The organism is Cellulomonas algicola (assembly GCF_003851725.1).
In the GTDB taxonomy this organism is placed as follows: domain Bacteria; phylum Actinomycetota; class Actinomycetes; order Actinomycetales; family Cellulomonadaceae; genus Cellulomonas; species Cellulomonas algicola.
In genome coordinates this window covers 12,052-32,478 of record NZ_BHYL01000107.1, presented here as the reverse complement: position 1 = coordinate 32,478, position 20,427 = coordinate 12,052, and the positions used below count along the sequence as shown (strand labels likewise).

Sequence of the window (20,427 nt, the reverse complement as noted above, 5' to 3'; positions counted from 1 at the left end):
CCTCCTCGGCGCGTGCCAGCGCGGCCGCAGCCTCGTCGGCCTGACGACGCCCCTCGCTGCGCGCCCGGTCCGCGTCCGAGCGGAGCCGACGCAGCTCGCGCTGCAGGGCGGCAAGCGCGTCCCGGGCGTCGGCGGCCTCACGGCGCGCGCCGGTCAGGTCGTCGCGCAGCCGCTCGACCTCGGCCTCGCTGCGGCCGAGCCGCTCCGTGAGCCGCGCGACCTCCTGCGACGGCCGCGCGTCGGTGGTCGGCAGGAACGACCTCCAGTCGTGCCCGAGCAGCCACGCGCCGACCGCGGCGGACGTGCCGGGGGACGCGCCAACCGCACCCGCGGCACCCGCACCGTCGTCGGTGTCGTCGGTGTCGTCGGTGTCGTCGGTGTCGTCGGCGGCGTCGGTGCCGGTGCCGCCGGCGAGGGCACGTGCGAGGTCCGGGTGGTCCGTCGCCCACGCACGCGCCACCCGGGCCCGGAAGCCGTCGTCCTGGAGGGCCGACCACAGCGGCCCTGCACCCGCCGACGCGCGGCGCCGGGGCGCGAACTGACGGACCGCCCGCAGCGTCGTCGGCACGTCGGAGCCGTCGAGCGTGCCGAGCACGTCGGCCGCGACCTGCACGAGGGCCGCCCGCACGTCCGCCGGCACCTCGCCGGTGCGCAGGTCCTGCGCTCGCGCCGGCGGCTCCTCAGGTGCTCCGGCGCCGCTCATGGCAGCACCCTAGGTCCCGGGCGACCTCGCCTCGACCGCCGCTCGTCCGACGCGCCGCACCGACCACGGGGTGCGTCGGGCTGTCGGAGGGCCTGGGTACGGTCCGTCGCATGTCGCCCGACCGCCGTCTGCGCCCCGTCTGGGCCGACGCGTCCCCGGCGCCCGGCGCGGCACCGGTGCAGCTCACGCTCGACGACGTCGGCACGCCGCTGTCGGACGTCACGTTCGTCGTCGTCGACCTCGAGACGACGGGCGGCACGCCCGCCGACTGCGAGATCACCGAGATCGGCGCGGTCAAGGTCCGCGGCGGCGAGGTGCTCGGCGAGTTCCAGACGCTCGTCGACCCCGGCGGGCCCGTGCCGCCCTACATCCAGGTCCTCACCGGCATCACGACCGCGATGCTCGTGGGGGCCCCGCGGATCGAGACCGTGCTGCCGAGCTTCCTCGAGTTCGCACGGGACTCGGTGCTGGTCGCGCACAACGCCCCCTTCGACATCGGCTTCCTCAAGGCGGCCGCGGCCCGGACGGGTCACACGTGGCCGGGCAACAAGGTGCTCGACACCGTGCGGCTCGCCCGCCGGGCGGTCACGCGCGACGAGGTTCCCAACCACAAGCTGTCGTCGCTCGCCGCACTGTTCGGCGCGAGCGTGACCCCCAACCACCGCGCGCTGTCCGACGCGCGCGCCACGGTCGACGTCCTGCACGCGCTCCTCGGCCGCCTCGGTCCGCTGGGCGTCACGCACCTCGAGGACCTCGCCACCGCGACCGACCCGGTGCCCGCGGACGTGCGTCGCAAGCGCACGCTGGCCGACGGCCTGCCCGACGCGCCCGGCGTCTACCTGTTCCGCGGCCCGCACGAGGAGGTCCTGTACGTCGGGACCTCGACGACGTCGCTGCGCACCCGGGTCCGCAGCTACTTCACGTCCGCCGAGAAGCGGCAGCGCATCACCGAGATGGTGCGCATCGCGCACCGCGTCGACCCGGTCGTGTGCGCGACGCCGCTCGAGGCCCGCGTCCGCGAGCTGCGGCTCATCGCCGAGCACTCACCGCGGTACAACCGCCGCTCGCGCTTCCCCGAGCGCATGCCGTGGGTACGGCTCACGAGCGAGCCGTTCCCGCGGCTGTCGGTCGTGCGCGACGTCCGCGACGAGGACGGCGCCGCGTACATCGGGCCGTTCTCGTCGAGCGCCTCCGCGCAGCTCGCGCTCGACGCGCTGCACGAGTCCTTCCCCGTCCGCCAGTGCACCCGCCGCCTCCCCCTCGTCGCCCCCGCCGGCGCGGCGGCGTGCGTGCTCGCCGAGCTCGGCCGCTGCGGTGCACCGTGCCTCGGGCAGCAGTCCGTCGACGCGTACGCCGCCGTCGTCGAGCGCGTCCGCACGGCCATGTCGTCCGACCCGGCCGAGGTCGTCGCCGCGCACGCCGAGCGCATCACGTGGCTCGTGCGTCAGGAGCGCTTCGAGGAGGCCGCGACCGTCCGCGACCGTCTCGCCGCGTACCTGCGCGGCGCCTCCCGCGCGCAGCGCGTCGCACCGCTGTCCCGCTGCCCCGAGCTCGTCGCCGCGCGACGGACCGACGACGGCGGCTGGGAGCTCGTCCTCGTCCGGCACGGACGGCTCGCGGGGACCGCACGCGTCGACCGGCGCACCGACCCGCGACCCGTCGTCACCGCGCTGCAGGCCAGCGGTGAGCACGTCGCCGCGCCGCCGTCGCCCGCCCCCGCCGCGCACCCCGAGGAGACCGACCTCCTGCTCGCCTGGCTCGACAAGCCCGGCGTCCGACTGGTCGAGGTCGCCGGCGGCTGGTCGATGCCCGCCCGCAGCGCCGTCGCGGTCGTCGACCCGGCCGCGGCCGTCGCGGGCGCCGCGCGGCACGCGCAGGTCGACCCGGCCGGTGACCAGGGCGGCGGCACGACGCACCGGCCGCACCTGTCGCTCGTCGCCCCCGCGCCCAGCACGGCATGATGGGCGACATGCTGACCGCCATCGTGCTCATCGACGCCGACGCCGCGAAGGTCCCCGAGGTCGCCACCGCCATCGCCGACCTCCGCGGGGTCAGCGAGGTCTACTCCGTCACCGGCGACGTCGACCTCATCGCCGTCGTGCGGGTCCGCGAGCACGAGGCGCTCGCCGACGTCATCGCCGACAAGGTCGGCAAGGTCGACGGTGTCGTCCGGACGCAGACCTACATCGCGTTCCGCACGTACAGCCAGCACGACCTCGAGACCGCGTTCGCCCTCGGCCTCGAGGACTGACCACGCAGCGGAACGGTGAGCAGCGGATCGCCCCCGAGCCTCCGAGGCTGACCGACGACGCCCTGCTCGCGCTGCGCGCGCTGTCCGACCGGTGCGACCCGCCGCCGTGGCGGTCCTCGGTCGAGGGACGCGATCACGTCGCTGGTGACGACGTCATCCTCGTCGGAGCAGACGGCGACCGGCGTGAGGACCTCTACCTGCACCGCGACAGCGGCCCGGCGGACGCGGACTGCCTCGATCTGGTCGCGACGGCGCGGACCTACCTACCGGTGCTGGTGGACGAGGTGCTTGAGCTCCGAGGCCGGCTGCGCGAGCAACAGAAGGCGCGGCCGTAGACGTCGACCACGCCGTCGTCACGCGCTGGCGGCGCGCCACCTCTCGAGCGCCGCGGCCGCCGCGCCGCTGTCGATCGACTCCCGCGCGATCGCGGTCGCACGGTCGAGCCGCTCGAGCAGCGAGCCCTCGCCGATCCCGGGGAGCGTGCCGTCCGCGACGAGCGCCGCGGCGCTGTTGAGCACGACGGTGTCGCGCACGGCGCCCGGCTCGCCCGCGAGGAGTCGACGCGCGACCTCGGCGTTGTGCGCCGCGTCGGCGCCACGCAGGTCCTCGAGGTCGACGTGCACCTGCCCGAGGTCGCGCGCCCAGTCGACGAGGTGCTCGTCGACCTGGCCGGACCGGACCTCCCACACGCGGGTCGTGCCTGTGGCGGCGATCTCGTCGAGACCGTCCTCCCCGCGGAACACGACGGCGTCCTTGCCGCGGTCGGCGAAGACGCCCGCGATGAGCGGCGCCATGCGCTCGTCCGCGACGCCGATCGCCGACGCCGCGGGCTGCGCGGGGTTGGACAGCGGGCCGAGGAAGTTGAAGACGGTGCCGATGCCGAGCGCGCTCCGGGCGGCGGCCGCGTGGCGCATCGCCGGGTGGAAGCGGCCCGCGAAGCAGAACGTGATGCCGGCCTCGAGGGCGATGTCCGCGACGCGGCGAGGCTCGTGGTCGAGCCGGATGCCGAGCACCTCGAGCACGTCCGCCGACCCGGACGACGACGACGCGGCGCGGTTGCCGTGCTTCACCACGCGCAGGCCAGTGCCCGCGACGACGAGCGCCGACATGGTCGAGATGTTGACGGTGTGCGCGCGGTCGCCGCCGGTGCCGACGATGTCGACCGTGCGGCCGGGGACCTCGATGCGGATCGCGTGCTCGAGCATCTGGTCCGCGAGGCCGCGGAGCTCGTCGACCGTCTCCCCCTTGGCGCGCAGCACCACGAGGAACGCGGCGACGCGCGCGGGGTCGGCCTCGCCGCGCATGATCTCGTCCATCGCCCACGAGGCCTGCTCGCGGGTCAGGTCCTCGCGTCGGACGAGGGTCGCGAAGAGGTCGGACCAGGTGCGCGCGCTGGTCATCCGGCGAGCGTCCGTCGGCTGACGAGCGACGCGACGGCGTCGTGCAGCTGCTCGGGGTCGAGCGGCCGGCTGACGACCGCGTCGGCGTGCGACCACGACGCGAGCCACGCGTCCTGCGGGCGACCGGTGAGCAGCAGCACCGGGGGGCAGCGGTAGATCTCGTCCTTGAGCTGGCGCCCGAGGCCCATGCCGCCGACCTTGTCCGCCTCGCCGTCGAGCACGAGCAGGTCGATCCCGCCGGCCTCGGTGGTCGTGATGACGGCGTCGGCCGTCGCGACCTCGACCCAGTCGATGTCGGGCTCGCCCCGGCCCAGCCGGCGGCCGACGGCGAGCCGCACCTCGGCGCGCGTGTCGACGTCGTCGCTGTAGAGGAGGACCCGGGGTCCCGAGGCGGCGGTCTGTGCGTGGTCGGGCTGGGCCGTGCTCATGGTCGTCCCTCACTCGTCGTCGACGTGCGTCCGAGGGGCATCTTGGCACGACCGGGCTGCTCGCCGGGCCATCGTCGCGGCTCGTGCCGGCGCGAGCCCTAGCACGAGTCGCCGCGCCGTCCGCACGCCGCGAGACCTGGCGACGCGCGCGTGAGACGTCGTCCCGTCCGCGGTCGCAGGACGAGTTCCGCGTGTTGACGCGCGACTCTCGCTCCCCTGACCACGTGCGACGCCCCGAGGATCGTGACGGTGTGACATATACCGCGCGCCACGAGGTAGGCCCAATGACCCATGCACAGCGGCGATCAGCCATAATGACGACGTGTCGACCGCCATGGCTGCCCCTCGCACCGCGCCTCACGTGAGCGTCAACCGACCCAACCCGGTGTCGGTGGGGACGATCGTGTGGCTCGCCAGCGAGCTCATGTTCTTCGCCGGCCTCTTCGCCATGTACTTCACGCTCCGGGCAGCGGTGCCCGACGAGTGGGCGACGCAGACCGAGAAGCTCAACCTGACCTTCGCGTTCATCAACACCTCCGTGCTGGTGCTGTCGTCCGTGACGTGCCAGATGGGCGTGTGGGCCGCCGAGCGGTTCCAGCCCGTCCGGACGGGCTCGCTGCTCCAGGTGAACCGCTGGGGCATGAACGAGTGGATGGTGCTCACGTACCTCATGGGCGCCTTCTTCATCGGCGGCCAGGTGTTCGAGTACGCGGAGCTGGTCCACGAGGGCCTGACCATCTCCTCGAGCCCGTACGGCTCGGTGTTCTACCTGACGACCGGCTTCCACGGCCTGCACGTCGTGGGCGGCCTCATCGCCTTCCTCTTCCTGCTCGGTCGGTCGTTCGCGGCGAAGCGCTTCGGCCACCACGAGGCGACCACCGCGATCGTGACGTCGTACTACTGGCACTTCGTCGACGTCGTGTGGATCGCGCTGTTCGCGGTCATCTACCTGATCCGCTGACGCCCGGCGGCTCGCCCCGCCACCCAGTCCCCCATCCCCCACGTGCGAGACGAGGATCGATCCGTGAAGGCACTCGCAGCCCGCAGGCACGATCGGCGTGCGCCGATCGTGCTGCTCCTGCTGGCGCTGCTGCTCACCGGCGGCCTGTACGCCGTCCTGGCCCCGACGTCCGCGGACGCCGCGCCCAAGACGGCCACGGCCGACGACGTCGCCACCGGTGAGAAGCTGTTCCAGGCCAACTGCGCCACGTGCCACGGTCCCTCGGCGGGCGGCACCGAGGACGCGCCGTCGCTCATCGGCGTGGGCGCCGCGGCCGTCGACTTCCAGGTCGGCACGGGCCGCATGCCCATGCAGATGAACGGCCCGCAGGCGCAGGCCAAGCCGGTGCAGTTCGACGACGAGCAGATCGAGCAGCTCGCCGCGTACGTCGCGTCGCTGGGCGCCGGTCCCGCGATCCCCACGGACGACATGGTCGACCCCGCGCAGGGCGACGTCGCCAACGGCATGGCCCTCTTCCGCACCAACTGCGCCATGTGCCACAACGCGGTCGGCGCCGGCGGCGCGCTGTCGCAGGGCAAGTTCGCGCCCAATCTCTGGGAGACCTCGCCGCGTCACCTCTACGAGGCGATGCAGACGGGCCCGCAGTCGATGCCCGTGTTCAACGACGCGACCATCACGCCCGAGGAGAAGCGCGACATCATCGCCTTCATCAACGAGCAGGGCGACGTCTCCCCCGGTGGCCTCGACCTCGGCTCGCTCGGCCCGGTCAGCGAGGGCCTCTGGGCGTGGGTCGTCGGACTCGGCCTGCTCATCGGTTTGTCGGTCTGGATCGGAGCCAAGTCCTCGTGAGCACGCACGACCCCCACACCGAGCTGGACGTCCGCGGCGCGGACGGCGCTCCCCAGCGCTTCGAGGACCCGGGCGTCCACGAGCACGTCCACCGCCAGGCGGACATCGACCCGAAGGCGACCAAGCGCGTCGAGCGGCAGGTCCTCCTGCTGTTCACGCTGTCGATCCTCGCCACGATCGGCTTCATCGTCGCGTACTTCGCGCTCCCCCCGGGCGAGACGCCCGAGTCGATGCGCACCTCCAACCTCGCGCTGGGCCTCGGCCTCGCGATCTCGCTCCTCGGCATCGGCATCGGCGGCAGCCACTACATCAAGGTGCTGATGAGCAACCGCGAGTACGTCGAGGAGCGCCACCCGCAGCGCACCGACGACGCGACGCGCGAGATCGCCGTCCAGATGCTCAAGGACGGTGCCGAGGACTCGGGCCTCACGCGCCGCGGCGCGATCATCGGCGCGGCCGTCACGGCGATCGCGCTCTTCCCGCTCGCGATCGTCCTGCCCATCGTCGGCAACGTCGGCGAGGACTGGAACGTCCGCAAGTTCAAGCACACGATGTGGCGCAAGGGCACGCGGCTCGCGTACGACCCGACCGGTCGCCCCATCAAGGCCTCGGACCTCACCATCGGATCGGTCGCGCACGTCCAGCCGGCCGACCTCGACGAGGCCGAGCACCCGCTCGACGAGAAGGCGAAGGCGGTCGTCCTCGCGATCCGGCTCGACCCTCGGGACATCGTGTCCGAGCAGGGCGAGGGCTGGTCGTACGACGGCATCGTCGCCTACTCGAAGATCTGCACCCACGTGGGCTGCCCCGTCGCTCTCTACGAGCAGCAGACCCACCACCTGCTGTGCCCGTGCCACCAGTCGACGTTCGACGTCGCTGACAGCGCGAAGGTCGTCTTCGGTCCCGCGAAGCGACCGCTGCCGCAGCTGCCGATCACCGTGGACGACGAGGGCTACCTGATCGCTCAGAGCGACTTCCACCAGCCCGTCGGTCCGAGCTTCTGGGAGCGCCTGACGTGACGACCACGACCACCTCCAAGGCCACGACCCCGCCGTCGGCGGGTGCGCGGGCCGTCGGCGCGACCGCCGACTACCTCGACCAGCGGACCGGCCTCGGCCACGCGGTCAAGTTCTTCGCCCGGAAGGTCTTCCCCGACCACTGGTCGTTCTTCCTGGGCGAGATTGCGCTGTACAGCTTCGTGACGCTGCTCATCTCGGGCGTCTTCCTCACGCTGTTCTTCGTCCCGAGCATGGGCGAGACGCACTACGAGGGCCCGTGGGCGTCGATGAACGGCGTCGAGATGTCCGAGGCGTTCGCCTCGACGCTGCGCCTGTCGTTCGAGGTCCGCGGCGGTCTGCTCATGCGGCAGATCCACCACTGGGCCGCTCTGATCTTCATGGCCGCGATCGTCACGCACATGATGCGCGTGTTCTTCACCGGTGCGTTCCGCAAGCCGCGTGAGATCAACTGGGTCGTCGGCTTCGTGCTGCTGATCCTCGGTCTCGCCGCCGGCTTCTCGGGCTACTCGCTCCCGGACGACGTCCTGTCCGGCAACGGCCTGCGGATCACGGACGGCGTCATCAAGGCGATCCCGATCATCGGCAGCTACATGTCGTACTTCGTGTTCGGCGGCGAGTTCCCCGGGACCGACCTGATCCCGCGCCTGTTCACCGTGCACGTCCTGCTGGTGCCGGCGCTGATCCTCGCGCTCATCGGCCTGCACCTCGTGCTCATGGTCATGCACAAGCACACGCAGTACCCGGGCTCGGGCCGCACGAACAACAACGTCGTCGGCTTCCCCGCGCTCCCGGTGTACGCCGGCAAGCTGCTCTTCAACCTCTTCGTGGTGTTCGGCGTCATCGCCCTCATGGGCGCGACGATGTCGATCAACCCGGTGTGGAACTACGGCCCGTACGACCCGTCACCGGTGTCCGCGGGCGCCCAGCCCGACTGGTACATGCTGTTCCTGGAAGGGTCGCTCCGACTCATGCCGGGACAGGCCGAGTTCGTGCTCGGTCAGTACACGGTCAGCCTCAACGTGATCATCCCGGCGATGGTGGTGCCGGGGATCCTGTTCACGCTGCTCGCGCTGTACCCGTTCATCGAGGCGTTCGCGACCGGTGACAAGCGCGAGCACCACGTGCTCGACCGCCCGCGCAACCGCCCGTTCCGCACCGCGTTCGGCGTCTCGCTGCTCACGGCGTTCTTCATCCTGGTGCTCGCCGGGTCGAACGACCTCATCGCGACGCACTTCCACCTGTCGATCAACGACATCACGTGGGTCTTCCGCGTGCTGCTGTTCGTCGGCCCCTGGTTCGCGTTCTGGATCACCAAGCGCATCTGCCTCGGCCTGCAGCGCAAGGACCGCGAGCTGGTCCTGCACGGGCACGAGACGGGTCGCATCGTGCGGTTCGCGAGCGGCGAGTACATCGAGGTGCACAAGCCCCTCGACGCGCACGAGCGCTGGCTGCGCGTGCAGCACGAGGCCATCCGCCCGCTCGAGATCGAGCCGGCCGAGGACTCGCGCGGCGTCCGCCGCAAGGGCTACCGCCGCGACACGATCCGCCAGCGGCTCTCGCAGGTCTTCTACGAGGACCGGGTGGAGCCGGTGACCCCCGCCGAGCTCGAGGCCGCGCACGCGGCGCACGGGCACCACGGCGAGGTCGAGGCGGCCCCCGAGGCGCACGGCACCCCGGAGCTCGCCGGCGCGTCCGGCCGCACCGGTGGCGGCCAGCACCTCGTCGATCCGCAGGACGAGACGTCCCCCGAGACGCGGAATCGCTGATCAAGGACCAGAGTTGACCGTGGAGTCGGGCGGCTCGCCGTAACGGCGGGCCGCCCGATCCGTTTCGTACCCCGCCCGGCCGTACCAGAACGGTCGTGCACCGACGCAGGAGAGGTACTCACGCATGGCTGACTACACGCTTCCGGACCTGCCGTACGACTACGCAGCCCTCGAGCCGCACATCTCCGGCCGGATCATGGAGCTGCACCACGACAAGCACCACGCGGCCTACGTCACCGGTGCCAACACGGCCCTCGAGAAGCTCGCCGCGGCGCGCGAGGCGGACGACCTGGCCGCCGTCAACCTGCACGAGAAGAACCTCGCGTTCAACCTCGGCGGTCACGTGAACCACTCGGTGTTCTGGCAGAACCTCTCCCCCGAGGGCGGCGACAAGCCCACCGGCGAGCTCGCGGCCGCGATCGACGAGTTCTTCGGCTCGTTCGAGGCGTTCCAGAAGCACTTCGCCGCCAACGCGATCGGCATCCAGGGCTCCGGCTGGTCGATCCTCGCGTGGGACTCGATCGGCGAGAAGCTCGTGATCGTCCAGCTCTACGACCAGCAGAGCAACATCGCGCTCGGTCTCGTGCCCGTCGTCGTGCTCGACATGTGGGAGCACGCGTTCTACCTCGACTACGTCAACGTCAAGGCGGACTACGTCAAGGCGTGGTGGAACATCGTGAGCTGGGCCGACGCGGCCGCGCGCTTCGACCGCGCCCGGACGCAGACGCGGGGCCTCATCGTCCCCGCCTGACGCTCGCGTCGTCACGAGGCCGTCCGCTCCCGTCCGCGGGGGTGGGCGGCCTTCGTCGTACGCGGACGCCACCGGACGGCACGGTGGTAGGAAGGGGCGGGTGAGCGGAGACAACGAGGTACCCGTCGACGTGCGGCTCGTGTGGGGTCCGTCGGGCGCCCGCTCCCTGGGGACCGACGTCGACGTGGCCGTCGTCGTGGACGTGCTGTCCTTCACGACGACCGTGTCGGTCGCCGCGGACCGCGGCGTCACCGTGCTGCCGTGCGCGGCGTACGACGTGCACGCGGCGACGCTCGCCGTGCAGCACGACGCCGTGCTCGCCGTCCGTCGTTCCGAGGCGCGCCCGGGCGACGTGTCGTTGTCGCCCGGCTCCGTACGGGCGGCGGCCAGCCTGCGACGACTCGTCCTGCCGTCGCCGAACGGCTCGACGCTGAGCAGGCTGCTCGGCGCCGGCGAGCGTGCCGTGGTGGCAGCGTCGCTGCGCAACGCGGCGTCGGTCGCCGCGTGGATCGCTGCCACCGCGGCCGAGAGAGCGCGTCCCCTCCGCGTCGCCCTCGTGCCCGCAGGAGAGCGTCGGGCCGACGGGAGCGTCCGCCAGGCTCCGGAGGACGTCTGGGGTGCTGGAGCCGTCTTGGAGGGCCTCACGACCACCGCTCCTGCGGTCGCGTCGCCCCGCGCCGCCGCGGCGCTGACCGCCTGGCGAGAGGTCGCCCGTCGGCCCGGGCGCGCGCTGCGCCTGAGCCGCACCGGGGTGGAGCTGACCGACGCGGGCTTCGCGTCCGACGTGGCGGTCGCGGCGGAGGTCGGGACGAGCGTGGCGGTGCCGCTCCTGCGCGACGGCGCCTACGTCGACGTCACGCCTCTCGGGCGATGAGCGACGCGCGGGCGCCCCGCGCGACCACGTACCACGGAGCGATGAGCGACGCGCTGGCGCCCTGGGGAACGACGTGCCGCCCGGTGGTGACGTTCCCGCGCCTCGCGGGCCGCGCGCCGGTCGACGAGCGACAGGGCCGACGTGCCGGGACGTGCGACGGCCCCCGCGGTCGCGCAGAGCGAGGACCGAGGGGGCCGTCGTGCGGTCAGGGACCGGTCAGTGCGCGTGCTGTCCGCGGGAGAACTCGAACACCCAGCCGACCAGGCCGATGACGCCGAGGATCGCGCCGATGATCGCGACCCAGAAGCCGATCGCGAGGCCGAGGAACATGACGGCCGCCGCGGCACCGATGACGAGCGGCCACCAGCTCCACGGGCTGAACACGCCCTGGTCGCCGGCGCCCTGCTCGATCTCGCCGAACTCGTCGTCCTCGGGACGGGCGTCGATGCGCCGCGCGAGCAGCGCGAAGTAGGCGCCGATCATGCCGACGAGGCCGCCGACGAGCGGGATGCCGACGGTGCCGACGGGCTCGCCGTCGCTCCACAGCGCGTAGATCAGGCCGACCGGGATGAAGAACAGCAGGCCGTAGAGGAAGAGCTTCGCCTCGAACCTCACCGGTCACCCTCCTTGTCGCTGCCGGGACGGTCCTGCGGACGGTCCTCGACGATCGTCGTGGACGACTGCTCGGGCTCGCCCTTGCCCTCCACGACGCGGTCGACCGCGACCTCGGTCTCACCGCGGCGGTCCGCCTCCCAGTCGAACGGACCGGGGTTGGGCTCGACGTGGTCCATCGCCGCGACCTCGGGGTGGTGCAGGTCGAACGCGGGACGCTCGGAGCGGATGCGCGGCAGCGACGTGAAGTTGTGCCGCGGCGGCGGGCAGGACGTCGCCCACTCGAGCGAGGCGCCGTACCCCCACGGGTCGTCCACGGTCACCTTCGGCGCGTTGCGCCACGTGACGTAGACGTTCCAGAGGAACGGCAGCGTGGACGCCGCGAGCACGGCCGCGCCGATCGTGGAGAGCTGGTTCATCCACGTGAAGCCGTCGTCGGGCGAGTAGTCCGCGTACCGGCGGGGCATGCCGATGACCCCGAGCCAGTGCTGGACGAGGAACGTCGTGTGGAAGCCGATGAACAGCAGCCAGAAGTGGATCTTGCCGAGCCGCTCGTCGAGCATCCGGCCGGTCATCTTGGGCCACCAGAAGTAGAAGCCCGCGAACATCGCGAACACGACGGTGCCGAAGACGACGTAGTGGAAGTGCGCCACGACGAAGTACGAGTCGGAGAGCTGGAAGTCGAGCGCCGGGCTGGACAGGATGATGCCCGTCAGTCCGCCGAAGAGGAACGTGACGAGGAAGCCGATCGTCCAGAGCATCGGCGTCTCGAAGGTGAGCTTGCCGCGCCACATCGTGCCGATCCAGTTGAAGAACTTCACGCCGGTCGGCACCGCGATGAGCATCGTCATGAACGCGAAGAACGGCAGCAGCACCGAGCCGGTGACGTACATGTGGTGCGCCCACACGGTCACGGACAGGGCGGCGATCGCGATGGTTGCGTAGACGAGGCCCTTGTAGCCGAAGATCGGCTTGCGGCTGAAGACCGGGAGGATCTCGGTGACGATGCCGAAGAACGGCAGCGCGATGATGTAGACCTCGGGGTGCCCGAAGAACCAGAACAGGTGCTGCCAGAGGATGGCGCCGCCGTTCTCGGGGTTGAAGACCTGCGCGCCGAGGCGGCGGTCGGCACCGAGCGCGAACAGCGCGGCGGCCAGCGGCGGGAACGCCATGAGCACCAGGAGCGACGTCACCAGGGTGTTCCAGGTGAAGATCGGCATCCGGAACATCGTCATGCCGGGCGCGCGCATGGTGACGATCGTGGTGATGAAGTTGACGGCACCGAGGATCGTGCCGAAACCACCGAGGGCGAGGCCGAAGACCCACAGGTCACCGCCGACACCGGGTGAGTACACGGTGTTCGACAGCGGTGCGTAGGCGAACCAGCCGAACGACGCGGCGCCCTGCGGCGTGAGGAAGCCCGCGGCGGCGATGAGGCCGCCGAAGAAGAACAGCCAGTACGCGAACATGTTGAGCCGCGGGAACGCGACGTCGGGCGCGCCGATCTGCAGCGGCATGATCACGTTGGCGAAGCCGGCGAACAGGGGCGTCGCGAATAGCAGCAGCATGATCGTGCCGTGCATGGTGAACGCCTGGTTGTACTGCTCCTTGGAGGAGAACACCTCCATGCCGGGCGTGAACAGCTCGGCGCGGATGAGCAGCGCGAGGATCCCGCCGATCGCGAACCACACGAACGACGTGATCAGGTACATGTACCCGATCGTCTTGTGGTCGGTGGAGGTGATCCACTTGATCACCGTGCGCCCGAGCGTCTGGCGCGAGGGCGCCAGTCCGGGGATCTTCTCCACGGCGGTGGCCATCAGTGGTCGCTCTCTTCCTGCGTGGTGCTGCTGCTGACGCTGTCGACGTCCTGCAGGCGGCTGTACTCGAGCCCCAGCGAGCCCTCCTGGCCCTTGTCCTTGAGCTCCTGGATGTGCGCGTCGAACTCCTCGCGGGACACGACCTTCACGTTGAACAGCATCGACGAGTGGTACTCGCCGCAGAGCTCGGCGCACTTGCCGAGATAGGTGCCCTCCTCGGTGGGGGTCACCTGGAACGTGTTGGTCTTCCCCGGGATCATGTCCATCTTGTAGAGGAACGAGGGGATCCAGAACGAGTGGATGACGTCACGCGAGTCCAGCGTGAACTCGACCCGCTCGTCGACCGGCAGGTACAGCGTCACCTGGTCCGCCAGGGCGCCTGAGCTGCCGCCCACGTCCTGCGCGTGCTGGCCCGTCTCGTACGCGTCGTCGTCGAGGTAGTTGAAGTCCCAGCTCCACTGCTTGCCGATGGCCTGCACGTGGATGTCGGCCTCCGCGGAGGTGTCCTGCAGCGCCGTGACGTCACGGTTCGTGTAGTAGAAGAGCACGCCGACCATGAAGATCGGCAGGATCACGTACATGACCTCGAGCGGCACGTGGTAGCGCAGCTGCACGGGGAGCACGTCGTCGTTCTTGCGCTTCCGGTAGACCGCGACGCACCACAGGATCAGGCCCCAGGTGATGAGGCCGACGATGAGCGCGGCGATCCACGAACCGCGCCACAGGCTGACGATCCGGGCGGTCTGGTCGGTGATCTCGGCGTCCGACGAGCCGGGCAGCCAGCCACGTTGGACCTCATCGGAGCAACCGCTCAGGGCGACCACGACGACGGCCGCGAGTCCTGCCGTCAGCAGGGCCGGGCGGCGCGTCCGGCGGGGGTGTTCCGGGTGCACGGGGGACCTCTCACTCACGTCCCGTCAGCGCCCGACCCCGCTGCTGGCGGTCGTCACCCGGGACCTTCGTCCTCGACCTGTGCAGCCTAGCGCGCCGACCACGACGTTTCGTCCTCGCGACGCCGGATGACGACACGGTGTCAGCACCGTCACACCACGTCTCCTGCGCACGTCCACGACGTGCGGCCGGGCCGCGCACGGCGGACGACCGCGCCGGTCAGGGCTACGGTGCACCGGTGAGCCCCCGTGACGACGCCCCCGCGGTCCCGGCCGTCGACGACCGCGGTGTGACGCACACCACTGCCCCCGCAGCGGTCCGTCGGGTGGTGCTCGACGCGGGCGGGCGCGCTCCCCTGCTGCCGCAGGCGCGGGCCGCGTTCGTCGAGGCGCTGGACCAGGGCTGGGCGGACCCGCGACGTCTGCACGCCGAGGGTCGACGTGCCCGCCTGCTGCTCGACGGCGCGCGCGAGGCGATCGCGGCCGTCGTCGGCGCGCGCACCGAGGACGTCGACCTCGCACCGTCGCACACCACGGCCCTCCACACGGCCGTGCTCACGGTCGCGCGCGGACGCCGGCGCGCGGGCGGCGACGTCGTGGTCCCGACCGTCGAGCGGGCCGCCGTGCTGCACGCGGCCGACACCGCGGTGGCGTCGTCGGGCGGCCGGCGCGTCGACGTCCCGGTCGACGGGCTCGGGCGCGTCGACGTCGCGCGCATGGTGGACGCCGTCGGGCAGCCCGGGGTGGCGCTCGCCGCGCTCCAGCACGCGAACGGCGAGGTCGGGACGCGGCAGCCCGTCGCGGAGGTCCACGCGGCCGCGCGCCGGGCCGGGGTCCCCCTGCTGGTCGACGCCGGTGCGAGCCTCGGGCACGCCGACGTCGGCGACGCGTGGGACGTGCTGGCCGCCGACGCGGGCGACTGGGGCGGGCCCGCGGGCATCGGCGTGCTCGTGACGCGCCGCGGTGTCCGGCGCTCGCCGGTCGCGCCCGAGGACGAGGACCGCTGGTTCCCCGGCGGTGTCAGCGTGCCGGCCGCGCTGGCCGCCGCGGTCGCCCTGCAGGTGGCGCACGCCGACCGGGACGCCGCCGACGCCGCTCGGCGTGCGCTCGTCGACCGGGTCCGCGCGCGCGTCGCGGCCGAGGTGCCCGACACCGAGGTCGTCGGTGACGCCGACGACCGTCTCCCCCACGTCGTGACCTTCTCGTCCCTGTTCGTGGACGGCGAGGCCCTCGTGACCGCGCTCGACGCGCTGGGCTTCGCGGTCGCGTCCGGCTCGGCGTGCACCTCGAGCTCGCTCGAGCCGAGCCACGTGCTGGCCGCCATGGGGGTGCTCACGCACGGGAACGTGCGGCTCGCGCTCCCCCGCGGCACGCGCGCCGAGGACGTGGAGCGGTTCCTCGACGTGCTGCCGGGGGTCGTCGCGCGCGTGCGCGCGGCGGGCGGGGTGGACGGCCTGTGACCGAGGACCCGGACCCGCTGGTGGTCGACGCACGCGGCCTGCGCTGCCCTGCGCCCGTCATCGCGCTCGCGAGGGCCGCGCGCGCCGCGGCGCCCGGGAGCGAGCTCACGGTGCTCGCGACCGACCCGGCGGCGCGGCACGACGTCCCCGCCTGGGCCCGGATGCGCGGCCACACGATGGTGTCGAGCACCGACGGCGAGGGCGTCTGGCGCCTCACGGTCCGCCTCGGGGACGCCCCTGCCGCGTGAGGTTCACGCGCGAGGCCTGACGACGGAGCCCTGACGCACGAGGGCCCGGCACCGAGATCCGGTGCCGGGCCCTCGTCAGGGCGTCGGTTGTCAGCTGAACGAGCCGCCGCACGCGCAGGCCGAGCCCGCGTTCGGGTTGTCGATCGTGAAGCCCTGCTTCTCGATCGTGTCGGCGAAGTCGATCGTCGCGCCCTCGAGGTAGGGGACGCTCATGCGGTCGACCACGACCTCGACGCCGTCGTAGTCACGCGTCACGTCGCCGTCGAGCAGGCGCTCGTCGAAGTACAGCTGGTAGATGAGGCCCGAGCAGCCGCCGGGCTGGACGGCGACGCGCAGACGCAGGTCGTCGCGGCCCTCCTGCTCGAGCAGGCTGCGGACCTTGTCCGCCGCCACGTCCGTGAGCAGGACGCCGTGCGTCTGGGTCTGCGTGGTCTCGCTCATCGTCTCTCCTGGTGCCGGGGAACTCACGTCAACGGTGCGCAACAGCGTCGCGCGCCGCGTTGTTCCCGTCCAGGGTACGACTGTCCGCGGGCGTCGTCGTACGCGGCCCGCCCGCACCGCCCGGGCGTCAGCGCGACCACGTCCGGGCGACCCGCTCGGCGCGTGCCCGCAGGGTCCGGACGGGGTCGGCGAGCGCAGCCTGCACCTCCTCGGGCGTCTCCCCCACCGCGTACGCCGCCGTGATCCCCGCGGCGGACAGCTCGCGCCGGCCGACCTGCACGTCACCCGCCAGGACGACGGTGGGGATACCGTGCCGGAGCGCGCGCTCGGCGACCTGGGCGGCCACCTTGCCGTGCAGGCTCTGCCAGTCGAAGCGGCCCTCACCGGTGACGACGAGGTCGCTCGCGGCGAGCCGGTCGTCGAGTCCGACGTGGTCCGCGACGAACGCGGCGCCCGGCACGACGCGCGCGCCGAGGAGCGCCAGCCCGAACCCGAGCCCGCCGGCCGCGCCGGCACCGGGGGCCGCGGTGAGGCGTACGGCGGCCGACGACGGGCGTGCACCGGCGAGCAGGTCGGGACGCAGGTCGTCGGCGAGCGCGGTGGTCGCGGCGTGCGCGAGGTCGGCGAGCGCGCGCTCGAGCGCCTGGGCCTGCTCGGGCGTCGCGCCCTTCTGCGGTGCGAAGCCCGCGCTCGCGCCCTGCAGCCCGAGGAGCGGGACGTCGACGTCGGTCGCGGCGACGAGGTCGACGTCCGCCCAGGCGGCGCGGAGCGCCCGCAGGCCGCCGAGCTCCTCCGGACGCAGCCCCGCGAGAGCCCCGCCGCCGGCGTCGAGCCGCCCGGGTGCCGCGTCCAGGCCCGCGCCGACGAGCATCCCGGCACCGCCGTCGTTGGTGGACGAACCGCCGAGGCCGACCACGACGCGACGCGCCCCGGCCTCGCGGGCGGCGACCAGGAGCTCGCCGACGCCGCACGTCGTGGTCCGCGTCGGGTCGCGCCGCTCGGGCGGGACGAGCGGGAGGCCGATGGCCTGGGCGGACTCGACGTAGGCGGTGCGCCCGCTCGAACCGTCGACCAGGAGCAGCACCGCGGGCGCGGGCTCGCCGAGCGGGCCCGTGACGGTCACGGGCACGGTCTGCCCGCCGAGCGCGGCGTGCAGCGTGTCGACGAACCCGGGGCCGCCGTCGGCGAGCGGGCAGGCGTCGACGTCGTCGTGCGGCGCGGCCGCGCGCCACCCGTCGGCGATCGTGGCCGCGACCTCGCGGGCGGTGAGGACGGAGCCGAAGGTGTCGGGGGCGACGAGGACACGCACGCGGGCATGGTGGCACGCGCGACGGCCGTGCGTTCGCGCGGCACGACGGGGGCCGTCGCCCGGCACGGCGGCCCGCGCACCGACCGGGGTGCCCGGGTGCGGTTCGACCGGTCGGACGTCCCGGGCTCGCGCGCACGCCCGTGTGCGAGGATCGGTCCCGTGACGCTGACGACCTCCGCCGCCTTCACGGAGCCCGCACCCTCGGCCCTGCTGCTGCTGGGCCGCGGCGTCGACCTCGCCTCGGAGCGCGGGGTCGAGTGCGTCGGGGACCTGCCGGCGCCGAGCGACCCGGACCTCGTCGAGCGGGCGCGCGCCGCGCGTGCCGCGCTCGGTGACCGCGCGTTCGTGCTCGGCCACCACTACCAGCGCGACGAGGTCATCGCGTTCGCCGACGTGACGGGCGACTCCTTCAAGCTCGCGCGCGAGGCCGCGGCCCGCCCCGACGCGGAGTTCGTCATCTTCTGCGGCGTGCACTTCATGGCCGAGTCCGCGGACATCCTCACGTCGAACAGCCAGCAGGTCGTGCTCCCGGACCTCGCGGCGGGCTGCTCGATGGCGGACATGGCGGCGATCGACCAGGTCGAGGACGCGTGGGACGTGCTCGTCGACGCGGGTGTCGCCGAGGACACCGTCCCGGTCACGTACATGAACTCGACGGCGGCCATCAAGGCGTTCACGGGGCGCCACGGCGGCACGGTGTGCACGTCGTCGAACGCGCACGTCGCGCTGCGCTGGGCGTTCGACAAGGTCGGCGGGCTCGACGGCACCGGCAAGGTGCTGTTCATGCCGGACCAGCACCTCGGCCGGAACACCGCGGTGCTGCAGCTCGGCCTGTCGCTCGACGACTGCGTCGTGTTCGACCCGCGCAAGCCGAACGGCGGCCTGACGGCGCAGCAGCTCAAGGACGCGCGCATGATCCTGTGGCGCGGGCACTGCTCGGTGCACGGCCGCTTCTCGGCGCGCAACGTCACGGACATCCGTGCGGCCGTCCCGGACGTCACGGTGCTCGTGCACCCCGAGTGCAAGCACGAGGTCGTCACCGCGGCGGACATGGTGGGCTCGACGGAGTACATCATCAAGGCGCTCGACGCGGCCGAGCCGGGAACGTCGTGGGCGGTCGGCACCGAGCTCAACCTGGTCCGCCGCCTGGCGAACGCGCACCCGGACAAGCAGGTCCACTACCTCGACTCGACGGTGTGCTTCTGCTCGACGATGAACCGCATCGACCTCCCGCACCTGGTGTGGGCGATGGAGTCGCTCGCCGCGGGCCGCGTGCCGAACCGGATCGTGGTCGACGCGGACGACGCGCACTGGGCGCGGGTGGCGCTCGACCAGATGCTGGCGCTGCCGGGCTACTGAGCTCCCGTGAACACCGGCCACCACCTGCGGATCGGCATCTTCGTCTTCGACGGAGCCGAGGAGCTCGACGTCGTGGGGCCGTTCGACGTGCTGTCGTCGTGGGCGGCCCACTCGCCCCTGCACCCCGAGGTCGTGACGTTCTCGGCCGACGGTGCGGGCGTGCGCTGCGCGAAGGGCCTGGGCCTGGTGCCCGACACCTCTGCCGAGGAGGTCGGCCCGCTGCACGTGCTCGTGTACCCGGGCGGTGCGGGGACGCGCCCGCTCGCGGCCGACTCCGAGCACCTCGAGTGGCTGCGCGGCGTCCGGGCGACGACCCCGCTGGTCACGAGCGTGTGCACCGGTGCGCTGGTGCTCGCGGCCGCCGGGCTGCTGGCCGGGCGGCCGGCGACGACGCACTGGGCGGCGTTCGACGAGCTCGCGGCGATCGACCCGAGCGTCCTGCCGGACACCGAGGCGCGGTTCGTCGACGACGGCGACGTCGTGACGTCGGCGGGCGTGTCGGCGGGCATCGACATGGCGCTCCACCTGGTGGCGCGGCTCGACTCGGTGGAGGCCGCCCGAGGCGTCCGGCGGGGCATCCAGTACGACCCTGCTCCCCCGGTGTGACCGGCGTCCGGCACCCGACGACCGGCTTTGCTACTCATGAGTAACATCGCGTCGTGACCCGGACGCTCCAGCTCGCCTTCGCCACGTTCCGCCCCCGACCCGCGGTCCCGGGGCAGACGCTGTTCTCCCCGTCGGTGACGACGATGCGCGTGCACCCGGGCGACCTGGACCTCTACCGGCACGTCAACAACGGCGTCTACCTGCAGATGATGGACGTCGCGCGCGCGAACTTCATCGCCGACCTCGGCGGATACCGGCTGCTCGCCGAGCACGGCTGGTACCCGGTCGTCGCCGCGTCCACGGTCAAGTACCGGCGGTCGCTCACGCTCGGCCAGCGGTTCACCGTCACGACGCGCGTGCTCGGCTGGGACGAGCGCGTCTGCTACCTCGAGCAGTCGTTCGCGCGCGGTGACCAGCACATCGCGCGGGGCGTCGTCGCGGGGCGGTTCCTCGCGCGCGACGGCCGGCGGATCCCCGCCCCCGACGTGGTCGAGCTCCTCGCGGGTGAGCACGTCGAGGCACCCGAGCTGCCCGACGACGTCGCCGCCTGGGCGGCCGCGGTCGACGTGGCCCACCGCGCCTGACGCGGCACCCGTCCCGACGTCCCCCCACCCGCAGCCCTCGCACCGCGGCGCCGCGACCTGCTGAGGCCCGTCCCGGTGCCGTCCGTCCGGTGACGC

20 protein-coding genes and 1 pseudogene are annotated in these 20,427 nt (G+C 72.7%); 13 read left to right on the top strand and 8 right to left on the bottom strand.

Features of this window, described 5'->3' with window-relative positions:
* Positions 1-703 (bottom strand): annotated as a pseudogene (locus CTKZ_RS08260) (hypothetical protein); the annotation flags it as partial.
* A 110-nt stretch (positions 704-813) separates the two neighbouring features.
* Between CTKZ_RS08260 and CTKZ_RS08255 the strand changes: the two are divergent.
* Complete coding sequence (locus CTKZ_RS08255) at positions 814-2,664, top strand: DEDD exonuclease domain-containing protein (RefSeq protein WP_124342499.1); 1,851 nt, start codon at positions 814-816, stop codon at positions 2,662-2,664.
* Between the two features lie 8 nt (positions 2,665-2,672).
* Positions 2,673-2,954, top strand: coding sequence for an Lrp/AsnC family transcriptional regulator (locus CTKZ_RS08250; protein ID WP_124342498.1), 282 nt, complete (start codon positions 2,673-2,675; stop codon positions 2,952-2,954).
* Between the two features lie 353 nt (positions 2,955-3,307).
* Here the strand turns inward: CTKZ_RS08250 and trpD are convergent, their stop codons facing one another.
* Both trpD and CTKZ_RS08240 read right to left on the bottom strand, forming a co-directional pair.
* The gene (trpD, locus tag CTKZ_RS08245) at positions 3,308-4,354 is read right to left on the bottom strand and encodes an anthranilate phosphoribosyltransferase (RefSeq protein ID WP_124342497.1); all 1,047 of its coding nucleotides are present in this window, start codon (positions 4,352-4,354) and stop codon (positions 3,308-3,310) included.
* Complete coding sequence (locus tag CTKZ_RS08240) at positions 4,351-4,782, bottom strand: response regulator transcription factor (RefSeq protein ID WP_124342496.1); 432 nt, start codon at positions 4,780-4,782, stop codon at positions 4,351-4,353. Before CTKZ_RS08240 ends, trpD begins: the two co-directional genes overlap by 4 nt.
* A gap of 334 nt (positions 4,783-5,116) precedes the next feature.
* Here CTKZ_RS08240 and ctaE point away from each other — a divergent pair, with 334 nt between their 5' ends.
* From ctaE to CTKZ_RS08210, 6 genes are all read left to right on the top strand, one after another.
* A complete protein-coding gene (gene ctaE, locus CTKZ_RS08235; RefSeq protein ID WP_124342503.1) occupies positions 5,117-5,743 on the top strand; it encodes an aa3-type cytochrome oxidase subunit III in 627 nt (208 codons plus the stop codon).
* Positions 5,744-5,806: 63 nt separating this feature from the next.
* Positions 5,807-6,592: a cytochrome bc1 complex diheme cytochrome c subunit gene (qcrC, locus tag CTKZ_RS08230; RefSeq protein WP_124342495.1), complete on the top strand. Its 786-nt coding sequence runs from the start codon at positions 5,807-5,809 to the stop codon at positions 6,590-6,592.
* A complete protein-coding gene (gene qcrA, locus CTKZ_RS08225) occupies positions 6,589-7,611 on the top strand; it encodes a cytochrome bc1 complex Rieske iron-sulfur subunit (protein ID WP_124342494.1) in 1,023 nt (340 codons plus the stop codon). Before qcrC ends, qcrA begins: the two co-directional genes overlap by 4 nt.
* Entirely contained in the window at positions 7,608-9,377 is a 1,770-nt protein-coding gene (gene qcrB / locus CTKZ_RS08220; protein WP_124342493.1) for a cytochrome bc1 complex cytochrome b subunit, read from the top strand. The genes qcrA and qcrB overlap by 4 nt, the downstream gene beginning before the upstream one ends.
* A gap of 124 nt (positions 9,378-9,501) precedes the next feature.
* Positions 9,502-10,128 carry a superoxide dismutase gene (locus CTKZ_RS08215; RefSeq protein ID WP_124342492.1) on the top strand — a complete coding sequence of 209 codons (627 nt, stop codon included), beginning with the start codon at positions 9,502-9,504 and terminating at the stop codon, positions 10,126-10,128.
* A 100-nt stretch (positions 10,129-10,228) separates the two neighbouring features.
* Positions 10,229-11,002: a 2-phosphosulfolactate phosphatase gene (locus CTKZ_RS08210; protein WP_124342491.1), complete on the top strand. Its 774-nt coding sequence runs from the start codon at positions 10,229-10,231 to the stop codon at positions 11,000-11,002.
* A gap of 216 nt (positions 11,003-11,218) precedes the next feature.
* Here the strand turns inward: CTKZ_RS08210 and CTKZ_RS08205 are convergent, their stop codons facing one another.
* From CTKZ_RS08205 to ctaC, 3 genes are read right to left on the bottom strand one after another with little or no spacing between them, the layout of a single operon-like run.
* A complete protein-coding gene (locus CTKZ_RS08205) occupies positions 11,219-11,617 on the bottom strand; it encodes a cytochrome c oxidase subunit 4 (protein WP_124342490.1) in 399 nt (132 codons plus the stop codon).
* A complete protein-coding gene (ctaD, locus tag CTKZ_RS08200; protein ID WP_124342489.1) occupies positions 11,614-13,434 on the bottom strand; it encodes an aa3-type cytochrome oxidase subunit I in 1,821 nt (606 codons plus the stop codon). Before ctaD ends, CTKZ_RS08205 begins: the two co-directional genes overlap by 4 nt.
* Positions 13,434-14,327 (bottom strand): aa3-type cytochrome oxidase subunit II, encoded by an 894-nt coding sequence (gene ctaC / locus CTKZ_RS08195; RefSeq protein ID WP_124342502.1) that lies wholly within the window; start codon positions 14,325-14,327, stop codon positions 13,434-13,436. The genes ctaD and ctaC overlap by 1 nt, the downstream gene beginning before the upstream one ends.
* Before the next feature lie 287 nt (positions 14,328-14,614).
* On the opposite strand from ctaC, the gene CTKZ_RS08190 reads away from it, so the two are divergent.
* On the top strand, positions 14,615-15,784 hold the full coding sequence (locus CTKZ_RS08190; protein WP_124342501.1) for a cysteine desulfurase family protein: 1,170 nt from the start codon (positions 14,615-14,617) through the stop codon (positions 15,782-15,784).
* On the top strand, positions 15,781-16,032 hold the full coding sequence (locus tag CTKZ_RS08185) for a sulfurtransferase TusA family protein (RefSeq protein WP_124342488.1): 252 nt from the start codon (positions 15,781-15,783) through the stop codon (positions 16,030-16,032). The genes CTKZ_RS08190 and CTKZ_RS08185 overlap by 4 nt, the downstream gene beginning before the upstream one ends.
* 90 nt (positions 16,033-16,122) lie before the next feature.
* Here the strand turns inward: CTKZ_RS08185 and erpA are convergent, their stop codons facing one another.
* The gene (gene erpA / locus CTKZ_RS08180; protein WP_124342487.1) at positions 16,123-16,473 is read right to left on the bottom strand and encodes an iron-sulfur cluster insertion protein ErpA; all 351 of its coding nucleotides are present in this window, start codon (positions 16,471-16,473) and stop codon (positions 16,123-16,125) included.
* Between the two features lie 127 nt (positions 16,474-16,600).
* Positions 16,601-17,782, bottom strand: a complete 1,182-nt coding sequence (locus tag CTKZ_RS08175; protein ID WP_124342486.1) for a glycerate kinase family protein — start codon at positions 17,780-17,782, stop codon at positions 16,601-16,603.
* Positions 17,783-17,941: 159 nt separating this feature from the next.
* Between CTKZ_RS08175 and nadA the strand changes: the two genes are divergently transcribed.
* The 3 genes from nadA to CTKZ_RS08160 are packed head-to-tail and all read left to right on the top strand — an operon-like array spanning position 17,942 to position 20,331.
* The gene (nadA, locus tag CTKZ_RS08170; protein WP_124342485.1) at positions 17,942-19,141 is read left to right on the top strand and encodes a quinolinate synthase NadA; all 1,200 of its coding nucleotides are present in this window, start codon (positions 17,942-17,944) and stop codon (positions 19,139-19,141) included.
* Between the two features lie 6 nt (positions 19,142-19,147).
* A complete protein-coding gene (locus CTKZ_RS08165; RefSeq protein ID WP_124342484.1) occupies positions 19,148-19,747 on the top strand; it encodes a DJ-1/PfpI family protein in 600 nt (199 codons plus the stop codon).
* Between the two features lie 53 nt (positions 19,748-19,800).
* Complete coding sequence (locus CTKZ_RS08160) at positions 19,801-20,331, top strand: acyl-CoA thioesterase (protein ID WP_124342483.1); 531 nt, start codon at positions 19,801-19,803, stop codon at positions 20,329-20,331.
* The last annotated feature ends 96 nt before the right edge of the window (positions 20,332-20,427 follow it).

What these genes read in the sequence shown, in the direction of transcription:
- CTKZ_RS08255 (WP_124342499.1), top strand. Translation starts at nt 814, where the DNA reads ATGTCGCCCGACCGCCGTCTGCGCCCCGTCTGGGCCGACGCGTCCCCG.
- CTKZ_RS08250 (WP_124342498.1), top strand. Translation starts at nt 2,673, where the DNA reads ATGCTGACCGCCATCGTGCTCATCGACGCCGACGCCGCGAAGGTCCCC.
- trpD (WP_124342497.1), bottom strand. Translation starts at nt 4,354, where the DNA reads ATGACCAGCGCGCGCACCTGGTCCGACCTCTTCGCGACCCTCGTCCGA.
- CTKZ_RS08240 (WP_124342496.1), bottom strand. Translation starts at nt 4,782, where the DNA reads ATGAGCACGGCCCAGCCCGACCACGCACAGACCGCCGCCTCGGGACCC.
- ctaE (WP_124342503.1), top strand. Translation starts at nt 5,117, where the DNA reads ATGGCTGCCCCTCGCACCGCGCCTCACGTGAGCGTCAACCGACCCAAC.
- CTKZ_RS08215 (WP_124342492.1), top strand. Translation starts at nt 9,502, where the DNA reads ATGGCTGACTACACGCTTCCGGACCTGCCGTACGACTACGCAGCCCTC.
- ctaD (WP_124342489.1), bottom strand. Translation starts at nt 13,434, where the DNA reads ATGGCCACCGCCGTGGAGAAGATCCCCGGACTGGCGCCCTCGCGCCAG.
- erpA (WP_124342487.1), bottom strand. Translation starts at nt 16,473, where the DNA reads ATGAGCGAGACCACGCAGACCCAGACGCACGGCGTCCTGCTCACGGAC.